The 17,207-nt window shown below is 74.3% G+C and carries 15 protein-coding genes; 12 read left to right on the plus strand and 3 right to left on the minus strand.

Translation table 11 applies throughout. The annotated features are described in order from the left end of the window. Positions 1-11 precede the first annotated feature (11 nt). The 12 genes from LPU61_RS16790 to htpG all read left to right on the plus strand — a co-directional run bounded on the left by LPU61_RS16790 (position 12) and on the right by htpG (position 14,975). Entirely contained in the window at positions 12-5,015 is a 5,004-nt protein-coding gene (locus tag LPU61_RS16790) for a non-ribosomal peptide synthetase (protein WP_229405438.1), read from the plus strand. Next, positions 5,008-5,835: an AzlC family ABC transporter permease gene (locus LPU61_RS16795; RefSeq protein WP_052504019.1), complete on the plus strand. Its 828-nt coding sequence runs from the start codon at positions 5,008-5,010 to the stop codon at positions 5,833-5,835. Before LPU61_RS16790 ends, LPU61_RS16795 begins: the two co-directional genes overlap by 8 nt. 5 nt (positions 5,836-5,840) lie before the next feature. Further along, positions 5,841-6,170, plus strand: coding sequence for an AzlD domain-containing protein (locus LPU61_RS16800; RefSeq protein ID WP_141722304.1), 330 nt, complete (start codon positions 5,841-5,843; stop codon positions 6,168-6,170). After that, the gene (locus LPU61_RS16805; RefSeq protein ID WP_229405439.1) at positions 6,152-7,051 is read left to right on the plus strand and encodes a carbon-nitrogen hydrolase family protein; all 900 of its coding nucleotides are present in this window, start codon (positions 6,152-6,154) and stop codon (positions 7,049-7,051) included. The genes LPU61_RS16800 and LPU61_RS16805 overlap by 19 nt, the downstream gene beginning before the upstream one ends. Further along, positions 7,048-8,229 (plus strand): PLP-dependent aspartate aminotransferase family protein, encoded by a 1,182-nt coding sequence (locus tag LPU61_RS16810; RefSeq protein ID WP_229405440.1) that lies wholly within the window; start codon positions 7,048-7,050, stop codon positions 8,227-8,229. Before LPU61_RS16805 ends, LPU61_RS16810 begins: the two co-directional genes overlap by 4 nt. Beyond that, a complete protein-coding gene (gene pip / locus LPU61_RS16815; protein ID WP_229405441.1) occupies positions 8,229-9,221 on the plus strand; it encodes a prolyl aminopeptidase in 993 nt (330 codons plus the stop codon). The genes LPU61_RS16810 and pip overlap by 1 nt, the downstream gene beginning before the upstream one ends. 83 nt (positions 9,222-9,304) lie before the next feature. Beyond that, positions 9,305-10,096 carry a hypothetical protein gene (locus LPU61_RS16820; RefSeq protein WP_229405442.1) on the plus strand — a complete coding sequence of 264 codons (792 nt, stop codon included), beginning with the start codon at positions 9,305-9,307 and terminating at the stop codon, positions 10,094-10,096. Positions 10,097-10,221: 125 nt separating this feature from the next. Continuing rightward, positions 10,222-11,415: a helix-turn-helix domain-containing protein gene (locus tag LPU61_RS16825; protein WP_043968986.1), complete on the plus strand. Its 1,194-nt coding sequence runs from the start codon at positions 10,222-10,224 to the stop codon at positions 11,413-11,415. 206 nt (positions 11,416-11,621) lie between these two features. Next, positions 11,622-11,786: a hypothetical protein gene (locus tag LPU61_RS16830; RefSeq protein ID WP_199486174.1), complete on the plus strand. Its 165-nt coding sequence runs from the start codon at positions 11,622-11,624 to the stop codon at positions 11,784-11,786. Further along, a complete protein-coding gene (locus LPU61_RS16835; protein ID WP_229405443.1) occupies positions 11,773-12,549 on the plus strand; it encodes a helix-turn-helix domain-containing protein in 777 nt (258 codons plus the stop codon). Before LPU61_RS16830 ends, LPU61_RS16835 begins: the two co-directional genes overlap by 14 nt. A gap of 40 nt (positions 12,550-12,589) precedes the next feature. After that, positions 12,590-12,973, plus strand: a complete 384-nt coding sequence (locus LPU61_RS16840; protein ID WP_229405444.1) for a hypothetical protein — start codon at positions 12,590-12,592, stop codon at positions 12,971-12,973. A gap of 88 nt (positions 12,974-13,061) precedes the next feature. Next, positions 13,062-14,975 carry a molecular chaperone HtpG gene (gene htpG / locus LPU61_RS16845; protein WP_043968988.1) on the plus strand — a complete coding sequence of 638 codons (1,914 nt, stop codon included), beginning with the start codon at positions 13,062-13,064 and terminating at the stop codon, positions 14,973-14,975. A gap of 25 nt (positions 14,976-15,000) precedes the next feature. On the opposite strand, the gene LPU61_RS16850 is transcribed toward htpG, so the two are convergent. The 3 genes from LPU61_RS16850 to LPU61_RS16860 form a co-directional block, all read right to left on the minus strand. Continuing rightward, positions 15,001-15,525 (minus strand): GNAT family N-acetyltransferase, encoded by a 525-nt coding sequence (locus LPU61_RS16850; protein WP_229405445.1) that lies wholly within the window; start codon positions 15,523-15,525, stop codon positions 15,001-15,003. 138 nt (positions 15,526-15,663) lie between these two features. Further along, positions 15,664-16,464, minus strand: coding sequence for a polyphosphate polymerase domain-containing protein (locus LPU61_RS16855; protein ID WP_229405446.1), 801 nt, complete (start codon positions 16,462-16,464; stop codon positions 15,664-15,666). Then, positions 16,461-17,054 (minus strand): DUF4956 domain-containing protein, encoded by a 594-nt coding sequence (locus tag LPU61_RS16860; RefSeq protein WP_229405447.1) that lies wholly within the window; start codon positions 17,052-17,054, stop codon positions 16,461-16,463. The genes LPU61_RS16855 and LPU61_RS16860 overlap by 4 nt, the downstream gene beginning before the upstream one ends. Between the last annotated feature and the right edge of the window lie 153 nt (positions 17,055-17,207).

A 17,207-nucleotide genomic window follows, 5' to 3' on the forward strand; every position in this document is an offset into this window, starting at 1 on the left:
CGGGAGAGCTCATGCAGTCGCTGATGACCCGGGGCCAGCTCAGGATCGCCGCCGCGCGGCGGCCCGACCACGCCCGGCACTGGCACGGCGTGCTCGCCGCCGGGGCGGAGCGGGTGGGCTTTCCCGACGACCACGCCGCCGCACCGGGCACCCCGCCGCGCCCGGAGGCGGTCACCGTCCCGCTGGGCGACGCGCTGGCCGACCGGCTCGCCGCCGCCAGCCGGGGCGCCGAGGCGGCCCGGTTCGTGCTGGTCGCCGCCGCCGTGGCGGCCCTGCTGCGCCGCTGGACCGGCGCGACCGAGGTGCTGGTCGGCCGCCCCGCCGGCGCAGACGCGCTGGCCGGGCTGCTGCCGCTGCGGGTGGCCGCCGGCCCGGACCGCAGCTACCGGGACCTCGTCGGGCAGGTGCGCGCCGCGCTGCCCGAGGCCGAACGGTACGCCGACTACCCCGTCGAGCTGCTCGCCGAGGACCTCGCCCCGCACGCCGAACAGGGCCGGCACCCGTTCCTCGACGTCGCCGTGCACACCGCCGACGCGGCCGTCGACCCCCGCGTCGGGATCACCGTGGCCGTCGCCGACGGCGACCTGACCGTGCACCACGACGCCGCCCGCCACGACCGGGGCACCGCCGAGCGGATCGCCGCCCACCTGCTGCTCCTGCTCGCCGCTGCGCTCGCCGCCCCGGACGGCCCCGTCGACGACGTCGACCTGGTGACCCCGGCCGACCGGGCGGTGCTCGCCGCCATGAACGACACGGCCGTGGACGTCGCCGCCGGCCCGCGCCCCGACGCGTGGGTGGCGCGGCGGGCCGCCGACACGCCCGACGGCGTCGCCGTGCGTACCGACGGCGGCACCTGGACCTGGGCGGAGCTGGAGCGGCGGGTCGCGGCGCTGGCGGCGGACCTGCGCGCGGCCGGCGCGGGCCCGGAGACGGTCGTCGCGGTCCTGGCCGCGCGGTCGCCCGCGCAGCTCGCGGCGATCCTGGCCGTGCACCGGGCCGGCGCGGCCTACCTGCCGGTGGACCCCGGCTACCCGCCGGCCCGCGTCGGCTACCTGCTGCGCGACAGCGGCGCGGCCCTGGTGGTGGCCGCCGACGCCACGGCGGTGCCCGACGGCGTGCCGGTGGTCGCGCTGCCCCCGGCCGACGCCGACGCCGCGCCCGCGCCGGCGGCGACCCCGGCCGGCGAACCCGCCCCGCCCGGCGACGGCGACGACCTCGCCTACGTCATCTACACCTCCGGCTCCACCGGCGAGCCGAAGGGGGCGATGATCGCGCACCGGGCCCTGGCCAACCGGCTGGCCTGGATGCAGCGGCACTACCCGATCGGCCCGGACGACGTCGTGCTGCACAAGACCCCCACCACGTTCGACGTGTCGGTGTGGGAGCTGTTCTGGTGGGCCCGCGAGGGCGCGTCGGTGTGCCTGCTGCCGCCGGGCGCGGAACGCGACCCGCGCGCCATCGTCGCCGCCGTCGCCGCCCACGGCGTGACCGTCCTGCACTTCGTGCCGTCGATGCTGGGCGCGTTCCTCGACTGGCTGGCCACCGCCGACACCGCCGGCCTGGCCGGGCTGCGGCGGATCTTCGCCAGCGGCGAGGCCCTCGGCACCCACCACGTCGACCGGCTCGCCGCGCTGCTGCCCCACGTCGAGCTGGTCAACCTGTACGGGCCGACCGAGGCGACCGTCGACGTCACCCACCACCCGTGCGCGCCCGGCGCGGCGCGGGTGCCGATCGGCCGCCCGGTGGACAACACCCGGCTGCACGTGCTCGACGGGCGGCTGCGGGCGCAGCCCGTCGGCGTGCCCGGCGAGCTGTGCATCGCCGGGGTGCAACTGGCCCGGGGCTACCTCAACCGGCCCGAGCTGACCCGGGACCGGTTCGTCGCCGCCCCCGCCGTCGGGGAGGACCGCGTCTACCGCACCGGCGACCTCGCCCGGGTGCTGCCCGACGGCACCATCGACTACCTGGGCCGCCTCGACCACCAGGTGAAGGTGCGCGGCTACCGGGTCGAGCTGGGCGAGGTGGAGGAGGCGCTGCGCGGCCACCCGGCCGTCAAGGACGCCGTGGTCGTCGCCCGCGACGGCAACCTGCTCGGCTACGTGCGCACCGCCTCCCCGGTGGCCGAACGGGCGCTCACCGACCACCTGGCCGGGGTGCTGCCCGGCTATCTGGTGCCCGCCCGGGTGGTGGAGCTGGCCGAGTTCCCGCTGTCGGCCAACGGCAAGCTGGACCGGCGGGCGCTGCCCGACCCGCCCGCCGACGACCGGCCGTACGTGCCGCCGCGCACCGACGCCGAGCGGATCCTCGCCCAGGTGTGGGCCGACGTGCTCGGCGTCGACCGGGTGGGGGTGGAGGACAACCTGTTCGCCCTCGGCGGCAACTCCATCCACTTCGTCACCGTCCTGGCCCGGGCGCACGCCGCCGGCCTGGACCTCAGCTTCCAGCAGATGTTCCGGCACCCCACGATCGCCGCGCTCGCCGCCGCCCCCGCCGACGGGCAGCGACCCCCGGCGTACGCGCCGTTCGACCTGGTGTCGCCGGCCGACCGGGCGCTGCTGCCCGACACGGTGGTCGACGCGTACCCGCTGGGTCAGCTCCAGGCCGGGCTGATCTTCCAGAACGAGCTGGCCCGGGGCGCGGCCCAGTACCACGACATCATCAGCTTCCTGATCAGCGCCCCGTTCGACGAGGCCGCGTTCGCGGCGGCCGTGCGCCGGCTGGTCGCCGACCACCCGATCTTCCGCACCAGCTACCACCTCACCGGCTACTCGGAGCAGCTCCAGCTCGTGCACGCCGACGCGCCCACCCCGCTGTGGGTGACCGACCTGCGCGGGCTCACCCCCGCCGAGCAGGAGCGCCGGTACGCCGAATGGCACGACCGGGAGCAGTCGTACCGGTTCGTCTGGCAGGAGCCGGGGCTGGTCCGCATCCACGTGCACGTGCTCGCCGACGACCTGTACCGCTACAGCCTCAGCCAGCACAACTCGGCCCTCGACGGGTGGAGCATCACCCTGCTGCACACCCGGCTGTTCGACACGTACCACCGGCTGCGCGCCGGCCGCCCGCTGCCCGAGCCGCCGGCCGGCAACCACTTCCGCGACTACATCGGCCTGGAACGGCGGGCCGTCGCCTCGGCCGGGGACCGGGAGTTCTGGCGCGGCGTCCTGGCCGCCGGCGGGGTCACCGAGCTGCCCCGCTGGGAGCCGCCCGCCGAGCCCGCCGCCCACCCGGTGGTGTTCCACGAGGTGGACATCCCCGCCGCGCTGTCCGAGCGGCTGCTGCGGCTGGCCGACCGGCTCGCCGTGCCGCTGAAGACCCTGCTGCTCGCCGCGCACGTCAAGGTGGTCGGCGCGCTCGCCGCCGACCCGGCCGTGATCACCGGGTACGAGCAGAGCGGCCGGCCCGAGGCCGAGGGCGCCACCGCCGCGCTGGGCCTGTTCCTCAACACCGTGCCGCTGCGCGTCGACACCGGCGACGGGAGCTGGGCCGACCTGGTGGGCCGGGTCTACCGGGCCGAGGCGGACCTGCTGCCGCACCGCCGCTACCCGATGGCGCAGATGAAGGCCGACGCCGCCACCACCGACACGCTGTTCGAGACGGTCTTCAACTACACCCACTTCTACCTGCTCAAGCAGCTGCGCGAGCTGCCCGGCTTCGACCTGCTCGACGTGCGGGTCAGCACGGAGACCGAGTTCGCACTGCGCGCCGAGTTCATGCGGGACTTCTTCACCGACCAGGTCCGGCTCAGCCTGCACTACCACAGCGCCGAGTTCACCGCCGGGCAGGCCGCCGGCCTCGGCGCGGCGTACCGGCGGGCCCTGGTGGCCCTGGCCGACGACCCGGACGCCCCGCACGGCGGCTACGATCCGGGCCTGCCGCCGCCCCGCCTCGTCCCCGCCCGCCGGGCGTTCGCCCGCCCCGCGCCGGCCGCGCCCGCCGCCCCGGCCGGGCGCACCCCGCCCGGCACCGACACGGCCCGCCGCATCGCCCGCGCGTGGGCCGACACCCTCGACGTGCCGGTGGCCGACATCGCCGAGGAGGACAACTTCTTCGACCTCGGCGGGAACTCCCTGGCCGCGATGCGGGTCGTCGCCGCGCTGCGCCCGCTGGTCACCCTCCGGCAGCTCATGACCCACTCCGACCTGGGCCCCCTGGCCCGCGCCGTCGACGCCGCCGCCACCCCGGCCGCCGCCGTCACCGACACCGCCGCGCCGCCGCCGCCGCTGCTGCAGCCGCTGTCGCCGCCCGGCGTCGCCGCCGACCGGGTCCTGGTCTGCTTCCCGTACGCCGCCGGCAACCCGCTCGCCTTCCGGCCCCTGGCCGAGGCGCTCGCCGCACGCGGCGTGGCCGTGCTCGCGGTGGCCCTGCCGGGGCACGACCCCGGCCGCCCCGAGCCGCTGGCCGACCTCGACGAGGTGGCCCGCCGGGTCGTCGCCGAGCTGCGCGCCGCCGCCGGGGGCGAGGTGCTGCTGTGGGGGCACTGCGTCGGCGCGGCCCTCGCCGTGGAGGTCACCCGGCTGCTCGCCGCCGCCGGGTCCCCGCCCGCGCGGCTGTTTCTCGGCGGCAAGCTGCTGCGCGACGCCGCCGACATCGACGCCAGCATCGCCGAGGTACGCGCCCTCGACGAGGCCGGGGTCGTGGACTGGCTCGTCGGGCAGACCGGCTTCACCGACCTCGACGGCCTCGACGCCGGGCACACCTCGGCGCTGGTCGCCGCGTTCCGGCACGACGCCCTCGGCTCGCACACCTACCTGCGGGACCGGCTCGACCCCCTGGCCGACCGCCCGCTGACCGTGCCGGTGACGGTGGTGCTCGCCGCCGACGACCCGCTCACCGCCGAGCCGGGCGACGCGCCCGCCGCGTGGCGGCGCATCGCCACCGACGTGACCCTCGCGGAGATCGACGGTGGGGGACACTACTTCTGCCGCACCCGCGCCGGGGAGGTGGCCGACCTCGTCGCCGGCGCCGGTCCGGCCATGCCGCGCGACAGCCGCCCCGGGGAGGACCATGTCTGACCGCACGCCCACCAGCGCCCCCGAGCGCCCCGCCACGCCGCGCGGCGAGTTCGTCGCCGGGGCCCGCTCGATGGTGCCGTTCCTGCTGTCCGCGTTCCCCCTCGGCGTGATCGGCGGGACACTCGGCCTGGCCAGCGGGCTGTCCTACCTGGAGACGTTCGGGCTGGCCATGGTGGTCAACTCCGGCACCGCCCAGTTCATCGGCTTCAAGCTGATCGCCGAGGGCGCGGCATGGCCGGTGATCGTCCTGACCACACTGATCCTCAGCCTGCGCATGCTGATCTACTCCACGCTGCTCGCCCCGCACGTGCGGGAGCTGCCGCAACGGTGGCGGCTGCTGCTCGGCTTCGGGCTGATCGACGCGGTCTTCTTCGTCGCGTTCGACCGGATGAAGGGCGGCGAGCCGGCCCGCCGCAAGAGCATGTTCTACTTCGGCGCGTCCGCCGTCATGTACGTCAACTGGGCCGTCGCCACCGTCGTCGGCATGGTCGCCGGGCACCTGCTGCCCGAACGGTGGCGCGCCGGCCTCGACTTCCCGATGACCGCCGTCTTCCTCGTCGTGCTCGCCGGGGCGCTGGCCGGCTGGAAGATCTGGAGCGCCGCCGTGTCGGCCGGCGCGCTGGCGATGTTGTTCCTCGGGCTGCCGTACAACCTGGGGTTGATCGTGGCCGCCCTCGGCGGCGCGTGCGTGGGGATGGCCTGCGAGCGGATCGAACGCCGCTGGTTCCCGCCGAAGCCGCAGGAGCCGACGCCCGCCGAGGAGCCGGCGCGCGACGACGACCCGGCGGTCGCGCCCGCCACCGACGGCGACGGAAGGTGACCACGATGTCCATGCTGCTGCTCATCCTCGGCATGGGGCTGGCGACCTTCGCCCCCCGCTACGTCCCGCTGCTGGTCTTCCGCGACCGGGAGCTGCCCGCCGACGTCAAGACGTTCCTCGGCTACCTGCCGGCGGCCCTGCTCGCCGCCATCGCCGTGCCGTCCGTGCTCGCCCCGGTCGACAACCGGGTCGAGATCACCGTGGTCACGATCCCCTACCTGGTGGCCGGTTTGGTCACCCTGGTGACCGGTCTGTTCGTCGAACGGTTCATGATCGTGTGGACGGTCGGGCTGGCGGTCTTCTTCGGGCTGCGCTGGTGGTTGGGGGCGATGTGACGGGCGACGACGACCCGGTGCGGGAGCCGCTGCGGGTCGCCGCCGCGCAGATCGAGGCGGTCGGCGGCGACCTGGCCGGCAACGCGGCGGCCCACGTCGCGGCCGTCGCCGAGGCCGCCGCCCTCGGCGCCCGCGTGGTCGTCTTCCCCGAGCTGTCGCTGTGCGGGTACGACTACCCGCTGCTCGCCGCCGACGTCGCCCGCTGCGAGGTCGAGGTGGGCGACGCGGTCCTGCGGACGGTGGGCGGGGCCTGCCGGGCGCACCGGGTGACCGCCGTGGTCGGCGGCTGCGCCCGACGCGCCGACGGCTGGGCCATCGCCGCGTTCGTCGTCGGCCCCGACGGCGCGGTGGCCGCCACCTACCACAAGCGGCACCTCGACGCCGACGAGCGCGCGGTGTTCGTCGCCGGCCACACCGACACCATGGTGCAGATCGGCGGCTGGCGGCTCGGCCTCGGCGTCTGCTACGACGCGAGCTTCCCCGAGCACGCCCGGGGCCTGGCCCTGGCCGGCGCGGACGCCTACCTGGTGCCCGGCGCGTTCACCGTCGGCGACTCCGACCACCGGCGCGGCGTCTACTTCCCGGCCCGCGCCCTGGAGAACACCAGCTACGTGCTGTTCGCCAACTACGCGGGCGCGCACGGCGGCTGGCGCTTCGCCGGCCACAGCGCCGTGTACGGCCCCGACGGCCGGGCCCTGGCCGCCGCCGGCACCGCCGCCGGACTCGCCGTCGCCGACCTCGACGACGCGGTGCTGCGCCGCCAGCGCGACAGCCAGCGGATGCTGCGCGACCGGGCCGCCCCCGCGCCCGCGCCGAGCCCCGCCGTCATCCCCCCGCCCGACCCCGGGCAACGATCCGACCAGCGTGAGGAGCACCGGTGACCGGCATCGGCACGACCGCGATCCACGGCGACGACGACCTGCACCCGCCGGGCGCGGTGTCGCCCCCGATCGTGCAGAGCGCCACGTTCGGCGCCGAGAGCGACGAGCGGTTCACCGAGGTCGCCACGCAGGTGCGCCCCGACGCCTTCTACACCCGCTACGGCAACCCCAACCACGCCCAGGTGGCCGCCGTGGTCGCCGAGCTGGAGGGCGTCGAGACGGGCCTGGTCACCGCCTCCGGCATGGGCGCGGTCACCACGATCGCGCTGGCCCTGCTCAGCGCCGGGGACCACGTGATCGTGCAGCGCAGCACGTACGGCGGCACCACCTCGCTGGCCACCGGGCTGCTCACCCGGTTCGGGGTGACCTGCACCCAGGTCGACCAGACCGACGTCGACGCGTTCGCCCGCGCCCTGACCCCGCGCACCCGGCTGCTGCTCGTGGAGACCCCCAGCAACCCGCTGCTGGAGCTGACCGACCTGACCGCCGTGATCGAGCTGGCCCACGCCCACGGCGCGTACGCCGTCGTGGACAACACGTTCGCCACCCCGGTCAACCAGCGGCCGGCGGCCCTCGGCGCGGACCTGGTCTGGCACAGCGCCACGAAGTTCCTCGGCGGCCACTCCGACGTCACCGCCGGGGTGGTCGTCGGCTCCGCCGAGCTGGTCGACCGGGTCTGGCAGACCGCCATCGTCACCGGCGCGACGCTGGGCCCGATCGACTCCTGGCTGCTGCTGCGCGGCATCCGCACGCTGCCGCTGCGGATGGCCCGGCACAACGACAACGCCCTCGCCCTGGCCCGGGAGCTGGAGGCGCACCCGGCGGTCGCCCGGGTCCGCTACCCGGGGCTGCCCAGCCACCCCCAGCACGACCTGGCCACCAAGCAGATGAGCGGGTACGGCGGCGTCTTCAGCCTCGACCTGGCCGGCGGCCAGCCGGCGGCGGCCACCCTCCTCGCCGAGCTGCGGCTGGCCAAGCGGGCCGCCAGCCTCGGCAGCGTGAGCACCCTCGTGGTGCACCCGCGTTCCATGTGGGCGGGGATCGTCGACACCGCGCAGCTCGCCGCCACCGGCATCGGGGAGGGCCTCGTGCGGGTCTCCACCGGCATCGAGGACACCGCCGACCTGCTCGCCGACTTCACCCGCGCCCTCGACGCCGTGACCGGGCGGGCGGCCTGATGGCGCACCCGCTGGTGGAGCCGTACGACCAGGGGATGCTCGACGTGGGCGACGGCCACCGCGTCTACTGGGAGGTGTCCGGCAACCCGGACGGCATGCCGGCCGTGACCGTGCACGGCGGCCCCGGCGGCAGCTCGTCGCCCGGCACGCGCCGCCTGTTCGACCCGTCCCGCTACCGCATCGTCCAGTTCGACCAGCGCGGCTGCGGGCGCAGCACCCCGCACGCCAGCGACCCGGCCGCCGACCTGCGGCACAACACCACCGACCACCTGCTGGCCGACATGGAACGGCTGCGCGAGCACCTCGGCGTCGACCGGTGGCTGCTGTTCGGCAACTCGTGGGGCTCCACCCTGGGCCTCGCGTACGCCCAGCGTCACCCGCAGCGGGTCAGCGCGATCGTCCTCGTCGGGGTCACCATGAGCCGCCGGTCGGAGATCGACTGGCTGTACCGGGGCGTCGGCCGGTTCTTCCCCGAGCAGTGGCGGCGGTTCGTCGACGCCGTGCCCGCCGCCGACCGCCCGGCGATCGCACCGGGCCGGGGCTCGGCCGCCGAGCTGCTCGCCGCGTACGCCCGGTTGTTGGAACACCCGGACGCCCAGGTCCGCCAGCGGGCGGCGATCGCCTGGCTCACCTGGGAGGACACCGTCGTCTCCCTCGAACCGAACGGCACGCCCGACGTCTACCGCGACCAGCCGCCGGACGACCAGGTCGCGTTCGTCCGGCTCTGCGCGCACTACTTCTCCCACGGCATGTGGCTCGCCGACGACGCCCTGCTGCGCGACGCCCACCGGCTCGCCGGCATCCCCGGGGTGCTCGTGCACGGGCGTTTCGACCTCGGCGCGCCGCTGGAGACGCCGTGGTCGCTGGCCCGCGCCTGGCCCGACGCGGAGCTGATCGTGGTCGACGACTCCGGGCACACCGGCAGCGAGACCCTGCGTGGGCACCTGCGCGCCGCGCTCGACCGGTTCGCCCCGGTGCCACGGGCCGGGTGAGCGGCGTCGGCCACCGCCTATGATCCACAGTGCCGTGACCCGTGGTGGCGGCTTCGTCCTTCCACCGTGAGGTGACCCCCTTCATGCATGCTCGACGTCTGGTCGCCGTCGTGGCGACCCTGACCGCCGTTCTCGCTGCCACCGGTTGTGGTCCGGGCGACTCCGAACAGGATTCGGCCTCGACGACGGAGGCGTCGTGCGGCCGATCCGATGCCTCCCCGGTCGGGTGGCAGGGCGAGAGCGAGGAACTGGCTGCCGCCGTCGGTTGGATCTCGCGGGAGCCGGTCCGGGTCACCACCGACTCGGCGGAGGCCACCGGTCAGGGGGTGATGGACGCGCGGACCGCAACGATGTCCTACACCCTCAAGAAGAACGACCGGATGATCATCGTGACGCTAGAAGAGGACGACGTGTACTTCGCCATGCTCAACGTGCCGGGGATCAGCTTCGGGACGATGTACTCGCTGTCCAGGACCGAGGTGCCCGCAGGCAGCTACCTGGACGTCGACCCCACCGACCTGGGCGGCGCGCGCCGGTTGGTCGACGCGGCGGTGAGTGTGCAGAGCGGAGGCGAGCAGGCGGCCACGGGCAAGCGCCGGCTCGCCGGTGCCGTCGACCTGACGGCCACCTGGTATGCGAACGAGGAACTGTGCCGGAAGTTCGGCGACAAGGTCCGGGCGGTCCCGTTCACCGCGACCGTCGACGACCAGGGCCGGCTGGTCGAGTTCGTCGTCGAGCTGCACGCCCTCGCGCCCGAACTGGGCGACGCGCGCACGAACTGGGAGGCGCTGGGAATGCCGACGAATCCCCAGCGGCCCGGTGCGAGCCAGCCGGCCGGCGACGTCCGCGCCTTGTTGAAGGCGTTCGAAAGCTGACCACACGGCCCTGCACCAACACGTTCGCCTGCGCCCTGTGTTGGACTGGCCGCGAAGCGTGACTGCACGTACCGTCCGGTGTGCAACTCAACGCCGAACGTCGTCGATCTCGTGCAGGAGGAGTCATGGCCGACTACATCGGGCTGCGCGTCGCCAGGTGGCGGGACGTCGCCGGGATGACGCAGCAGCAACTGGCCGATCGGGTCGGTGTGACCGCCTCCTACATCTCGATGATCGAGTCAGGTCGGCGGCCGGTGACGAAGCGGTCACGGCTCATCGCCCTGGCGAGTGCTCTCGGCGTCAGCGTCACCGACCTCACCGGGCAGCCGCACGCGCCGCGCAGCGAGGACGACCTCGCCATCTACACCACCGTTCCGGCGCTGCGCGGCGCTCTCGACGACGACCCCGAGGGACCGGGACGGCCGCTGGACCCAGCCGGCCTGCGGGCGTCCGTGGATCAGGCGATGGCGGCCCGGATGGCCTGCGACTACAAGGCATTGGCTCGACTGCTGCCCGATCTGGTCGCCGCCACGCGGCAGCTCGCCGACTCCGGGCACCCGGAGGGACCGCGACTGTTCGTCCGGGCGGCGGTGACCACTGTGCTCGCCATCAAGCCGTTCGGCTACATCGACCTGGCGGCGCGGTACGCCGAGCGCGCGGAGCTGGTCGCCGCGCTGGCCGGGCCGGCGGAGGTCGCAGCCGCCGCGTTCGCCGCCGCGCAGAGTGCCCTGTCGTCGGGCACCCACGGCGGCCGGCGGCGGTCGCTGGCGGTGGCGACGCGCGCGGCGGAACGGCTGGGCGACACGGGCGACGACGCGGCGTTGACCTGGTACGGGATGCTCCACCTGCACTCTGCGATGTCGGCGGCATCGTTGGGCACCGGTGACCCGGACGGGCACCTGGCGGAGGCCGAGAACGCCGCGCGTCGGGCCGGGTCCGACCCCTGGCGAATGGAGTTCACTCCGGCGAACTGCGGCATCTGGCGGGTGGGCGTGGCCGTCGAGAACGGCACCCCTGAGCGTGCGCCGGAGCGGGCTCGGCGCGTCGACCGGTCTCAGATCCGCAGTGCGAACCGTCGATGCCGCTTGCACCTGGACGCGGGGCGCGGGTGGTATGCGGCTGGCGACCAGGATCGGGCGATCCTGGCGTTCCTGGAGGCGGACAACGCGTCGCCCGCGGAACTGCGGTCACGGCCGAGCGTGCGGGAGATCGTCGGACAGATGGTCCGGGACGCCCGCAGGCGGGGCACACCCGAGCTGCGGGATCTCGCAACCCGGATCGGCGTCGACCCGCTCGACCCGGAACCCCACGCAATCTAACTTTCGGTTATCTTGCCGTCACTCCGCCTGCTCTACCGTTCGGACAGGGACGCGCTGGAGATCTTGGAAGATGGTGGCCCCTCCAGGGGCCGTTTCATTCCAAGATCTCCCACTGGCACTGCCGTTGCGCCCTGATCAACCGGGTGTGGCGGTGGCGGTCCTTCCCTGGACCCCTGCGCCGCGCCCCTGGCAACGGAGGCGGGACGATGAGCGACGACAGGCCGGTCGAGGGCCGGGGCGAGCAGATCCAACAGGCGGAGCGGGAGGTGGCCCGGCAACGGCTGCTCGCGCAGGCCGAGGCGGAGCGGATACCGGCCGAGGAGACGACGCGGGCGGTGCCGGACCGGCGGTGGCGGCGTGGACAGCGGTGATCTCCTGCCCGTCGGCCGGCGGGTCGCGTACTGGCGGGGGCGGCGGAGACTGTCGCAGCAGATGCTGGCCGACCGGCTGGGCAAGTCCAAGAGCTGGGTCGACAAGGTCGAGCGGGGCGTTCGCGCCCTCGACCGGGTCTCCACCCTGCACGACATCGCCGCCGTGCTGCGCATCGACGCGGCGGTGCTGCTCGGCCGCGACGCCCGGCCCGCCGAGGCGACCGAACGCACCGAGGGCGTCGAGCGGATCCGCGCGGCCCTGTCGGCGTACGAGATCACGCTCGGCCGCGCCACCCAGCGGCCCGCCGTGCTCGCCGATTGGCTGGCGCGGCAGGTGGGGCACGGGTGGGTCACCTACCAGCATGCCCGGTACCCGCAGCTCGTCGACCTGCTCCCGCCGCTGCTGGCCGACGCGCAGCGCACCCACGCCCGCGATCCCGCGACGGGGCGCGGGCCGCTGGTCGAGGCGTACCGGATCACCGCCGCGCTGCTGGTCAAGGTCGGCGAGGCCGACCTGGCCTGGCTGGCCACCGACCGGGGCGGTGGCCGTCGCGACCGGCGACCGGGCGCTGGTGGCCGCCGCCGTGGTGCAACTCGGCCAGGCGCTGCGCGCGTCCGGCCGGGCGCGGGCGGCGAGGTCGGCGGCGCTGGCCGCCGCGTACCGGATCGCCCCGGCCGACCCCGACGACGGTACGCCGCAGGAGCTGTCGCTGTGCGGGGCGCTGCTGGTCCAGGCGGCCCTGGCCGCCGCCCGCCACGGTGACGAGGCTTCCGCCACCGAACTGCTCGGCGAGGCCGCCGCGATGGCGGACCGGGTGGGGGAGGGGCACGACCACCACCGGACGGGATTCGGGCCGACGACGGTCGGCTCGGCGCGGGTCGCGGTGGCCGTGGAGCTGGGCGCGGCCCGCGCGGCCGTGACCTGGCACGAGCGGACGACCCGGCGGGACGCCTGGCGGTGGCTGCCCGCCGAGCACCGGGCGGCGCACCTGCTCGACGCCGCCCGCGCGTACCTCCAGGCCGACGACCCGGCCAGTGCCGGCCGGGCCCTGGTCGACGCCGAACGCACGGCACCGGCCGAGGTGCGCCACCGCCCGGCCGCCCGGTCGGTGCTGGCCCAGGTGGTACGCGACCCGCACGCCCCGGCCACGATCGTGCAGCTCGCGCTCGCCCTCGGCGTCACGTGAGCGGGCGGGTGTCGCGACGGGCAGCGACGGCTCGTATCCTGTGCGCGAAGGCACCACAAGGCATGTGAAGTCACTGAAGGGGGTCGGTGTGAGCAACCGGATCGAGACGCTGGAGTTCCAGGCGGAGGCGCGCCAACTGCTCCAGCTGATGGTCCATTCGATCTACTCGAACAAGGACGTCTTCCTGCGGGAGCTGATCTCCAACGCCTCCGACGCGTTGGACAAGCTCCGCCTGGAGTCCCTGGTCGACAAGGATCTCGCAGCCGACGTCTCCGACCTGCACATCGAGATCGAGGTCGACCGCGACGCGCGCACCCTCACCGTCCGGGACAACGGCATCGGCATGTCCCGCGAGGACGTCGTCCGCCTGATCGGCACGATCGCCAAGTCGGGCACCGCCGAGCTGCTGGCGAAGCTGCGCGAGTCGAAGGACTCGGCGGCGTCGGCGGACCTGATCGGGCAGTTCGGCGTCGGGTTCTACGCCACGTTCATGGTCGCCGACCGGGTCACCCTGCTCACCCGCCGCGCCGGGGAGAGCGAGGGCACCCGCTGGGAGTCGACCGGCGAGGGCACCTACAGCGTGGAGACCGTCGACGACGCGCCGCAGGGCACCGCCGTCACCGTGCACCTCAAGCCCGAGGACAGCGACGACCACCTCTACGACTACACCGCCGAGTGGAAGATCCGCGAGATCGTCAAGCGATACTCCGACTTCATCGCCTGGCCGATCCGGATGACGGTCGAGCGCAAGGGCGAGGGCGACGAGACCACCCGCGAGGCGCAGACCCTCAACTCGATGAAGGCGCTGTGGGCCCGGCCGCGCAGCGAGGTCGACGAGGCCGAGTACAAGGAGTTCTACAAGCACGTCAGCCACGACTGGGCCGACCCGCTGGAGACCATCCACATGCGGGGCGAGGGCACCTTCGAGTACGAGGCGCTGCTGTTCCTGCCGTCGCACGCGCCCGTGGACCTGTTCGCCCCGCAGGCCCGCCGGGGCGTGCAGCTCTACGTCAAGCGCGTGTTCATCATGGACGACTGCGAAGCGCTGATGCCCAACTACCTGCGCTTCGTCAAGGGCGTCGTCGACGCGCACGACCTGTCGCTCAACATCTCCCGGGAGATCCTCCAGCAGGACCGCCAGATCCAGGCGGTGCGCCGGCGGCTGGTGAAGAAGATCCTCGCCACCGTCAAGGAGCTGAAGGCCAACGAGGCCGAGAAGTACCGCACCTTCTGGTCGGAGTTCGGCCCGGCGCTGAAGGAGGGCCTGCTCGACGACCCGGACAACACCGACGCGATCCTCGACGTCGTCTCGGTCGCCTCCACCCACGACCCGGCCGAGCTGACCGGCCTGCGCGACTACGTGGAGCGGATGAAGGACGGCCAGTCCGACATCTACTACATGACCGGCGAGTCCCGGTCGATGATCGAGAACTCGCCGCACATGGAGGCGTTCCGCGCCAAGGGCTACGAGGTGCTGATCCTCACCGACCCGGTCGACGAGGTCTGGGTCGAGCGGGTCGGCCAGTTCGACGGCAAGCCGCTGCGTTCCATCGCCAAGGGCCAGGTCGACCTGGACACCGAGGAGGAGAAGAAGGAGGCCGAGTCCGCCCGCGAGCAGCAGCGCCAGGAGTACGCCGACCTGCTGACCTGGATGTCGGAGAAGCTCGCCGACAGCGTCAAGGAGGTCCGGCTCTCCACCCGCCTGACCACCTCCCCGGCGTGCGTCGTCGGCGACGCCCACGACATCACCCCGACGCTGGAGAAGATGTACCGGGCGATGGGGCACGAGGTGCCGCAGGTCAAGCGGATCCTGGAGCTCAACCCGGGGCACCCGCTGGTGGAGGGGCTGCGCAAGGCCCACGAGCAGGACGCCACCGCCGACGGGCTCGCCGACACCGCCGAGCTGCTGTACGGCATGGCGCTGCTGGCCGAGGGCGGGGAACTGGCCGACCCGTCCCGGTTCACCCGCGTCCTCGCCGACCGGCTGGCCCGTACCCTCTGACGGCGCGAGGCCCCGTGCGGCGGTGCTACAGCGTCACCCAGTACCGTCGCACGGGGCCCAGCTCGGTGTCCCGCACGTCGTCGAGGACGCCGCCGTGGCGTTCGATGGTCCTCGCCGAGGCCACGTTGTCCGGCTGGCACGTGATCAGCACCCGGTCCAGGCCGAGCGTCCGTGCCTCGTCGAGCATCCGGCCCAACGCCCACGTTGCCAGGCCGCGACGGCGCGCCGACGGCCGGATGCCGTAGCCGATCTGGCCGGCGACACGCAGCAGGAAGCCGGTGAGCTCGTGCTGCAGCGCGATCCCACCGAGCACCCGGTCGTCCTCGACGATCCACCGGTACGTGCACCGCACCCGTTCGGCGGCCGGCGGCTTGTCGGGGGCCGGGGCCTCGACCAACCGGGCCACCCAGGCCGCGAACCCGGCGGGGGAGTCCACGTCGTCGTTCGGCCGCAGCCCGAAGCCGTCCTCGTGGAGGCCGGGGCCCCACTCGCGATGGGCGTCGAGCCAGGCGTCGTGCAGGCGGACGGTGGGCGCGATCAGCTCGGCCATGGGGCGACGATAGCCCCCGGCGTCGGCACGTGCGGTGCGGGCCGAGCGGTGCTGTCGGCGACGCTGCGGCTGCCCTGGGAGCCCGACGAGTGACCCGTCCGGCGGCACGGCAGCCGCGCCGCCGGACGTCGCGGGGGCTCAGACCGACGGCGGTGCCTCCGTGCCCGCGTCCGGCGCGAAGTGTCGCCGCAGGGTGCGTCGCCAGCGGGCGCAGGGCAGCTCGGGGCGCAGGGCGGCCAGTCCGGTCGCGTACTTGGAGACGGCCACCGGGCGGTGGCCGTGGCTCCACAGCAGGCGGTCGACGTGCGAGGCGGTCGACCCGGTCTTCGTTTCGACGATGGCCAGCCCGGGCAGCTCCAGCCGCGCGCCGTGGCCGCCTTCCCAGCACAGTCCGAGGTCGATGGTCGCCCGGCTCGCGGTCGTCGGCAGGAACAGCGTGCTGCGCAGGTATCTGGTGGTGAGCGTCGAGGCGAACGCCAGGTCGGTCCCGCCGCCGGTGCCGAGCGTCGCGAGGATCCCGTCGACGAACGTCCGACCGGGCGACAGGGTGCCGCTGTCGCCGGGGTGGTAGGGCAGCCGGTGCTTGACCGTGCCGCCGCGCGTGCCCTCGGTCTTCACCTCCAGCCAGCACAGGTCCGAGTCGACGTACGTCCGGGTTCTGATCTTGAAACGGCGGCGGCGTCGGTGGGCGGTGAGCCGGTAGCTGACGAGGTCGGGGGTGTCGAAGTACACCGACTCGTACCGGAACGACCGCCGGCCGTCGATCTCCAGCACCTGCGTGCCGGGGTCGAGCCCGGCGAGCAGGCCCGGCACCTCGGCGGCCGGGAGCAGGTACTTGCGGTCGAACCGGGTCTGCAGGGCGGCGCGTCCGGTCAGCTCCGTGAGGTCGATCGGCGCGAGGTCGGCCAGCGCCGTGGTGGGCGTGGCGAGGGGGATCATCGCGTCGCGCCCGTCTCGACGGGTCGCCGGGCGGCGCCCGTGGTGGCCTTCGGCCGGGAGTAGCGGACGTCGACGACGGTGGTGTCGTTGACCAGGTCGATCCGTTCCACGTTGGCGGCGTGCACCCGCGCGCCGAGCTGTTGTTCGAGGTGGGCGGTGAGGGCGACCGGGTCGGTCAGCACGGTGTCGAGCACCATGACGTGTCGCCGGTAGCGGCGCAGCAGCCGGGGGTGGTCGCCGACGTACATCACCGCGAGGATCAGCCCCGTCAGGCCGGCGACCGTCCAGATCGAGGTGCCGGAGAGCGGGCCGAGGATGCCGAGCGCGAGGGCGGAGAAATAGTACGCCACCTCGTGCTGGTCGAGCTCGGTCGAGCGGAGCCGGATGATCGAGAGTACGCCGAACAGGCCCAGCCCGAGGCCGGCCCCGACGGTGCCGCTGCTGAGCGAGCTGGCCACGGCGAAGACGCCGACGTTGACGCCGAGGTAGGCGACCACCAGGTCCCGCCGCCGATGACGGGGGAAGTACAGGGCGAAGACGAGCAGGCCCACGGCGACCAGGTTCATCCCGGTCAGGACCAACCGTGACATTGATGCTCCTCTGAGGTTTACCCGGCGTCGCGGGGTACGGGGTCGACGCGCGGGCTGCGGATCGGTGCGGGGCGAGGTGGGGAGGGCTGCCGGCGAGGGGGCGGGCCAGGGCCGCCCGGCCAGGACCGCGCGGTCCTGGCCGGGCGCACCGGA

Source organism: Micromonospora sp. NBRC 110038, from assembly GCF_020884815.1.
Taxonomy (GTDB): Bacteria; Actinomycetota; Actinomycetes; order Mycobacteriales; family Micromonosporaceae; genus Micromonospora; species Micromonospora haikouensis.

Excerpts from the sequence above, each read along its gene's own strand:
- LPU61_RS16790 (WP_229405438.1), top strand. The coding sequence starts at position 12 with ATGCAGTCGCTGATGACCCGGGGCCAGCTCAGGATCGCCGCCGCGCGG.
- LPU61_RS16795 (WP_052504019.1), top strand. The coding sequence starts at position 5,008 with ATGTCTGACCGCACGCCCACCAGCGCCCCCGAGCGCCCCGCCACGCCG.
- LPU61_RS16800 (WP_141722304.1), top strand. The coding sequence starts at position 5,841 with ATGTCCATGCTGCTGCTCATCCTCGGCATGGGGCTGGCGACCTTCGCC.
- pip (WP_229405441.1), top strand. The coding sequence starts at position 8,229 with ATGGCGCACCCGCTGGTGGAGCCGTACGACCAGGGGATGCTCGACGTG.
- LPU61_RS16820 (WP_229405442.1), top strand. The coding sequence starts at position 9,305 with ATGCATGCTCGACGTCTGGTCGCCGTCGTGGCGACCCTGACCGCCGTT.
- LPU61_RS16825 (WP_043968986.1), top strand. The coding sequence starts at position 10,222 with ATGGCCGACTACATCGGGCTGCGCGTCGCCAGGTGGCGGGACGTCGCC.
- LPU61_RS16830 (WP_199486174.1), top strand. The coding sequence starts at position 11,622 with ATGAGCGACGACAGGCCGGTCGAGGGCCGGGGCGAGCAGATCCAACAG.
- LPU61_RS16840 (WP_229405444.1), top strand. The coding sequence starts at position 12,590 with ATGGCGGACCGGGTGGGGGAGGGGCACGACCACCACCGGACGGGATTC.
- LPU61_RS16850 (WP_229405445.1), bottom strand. The coding sequence starts at position 15,525 with ATGGCCGAGCTGATCGCGCCCACCGTCCGCCTGCACGACGCCTGGCTC.
- LPU61_RS16855 (WP_229405446.1), bottom strand. The coding sequence starts at position 16,464 with ATGATCCCCCTCGCCACGCCCACCACGGCGCTGGCCGACCTCGCGCCG.
- LPU61_RS16860 (WP_229405447.1), bottom strand. The coding sequence starts at position 17,054 with ATGTCACGGTTGGTCCTGACCGGGATGAACCTGGTCGCCGTGGGCCTG.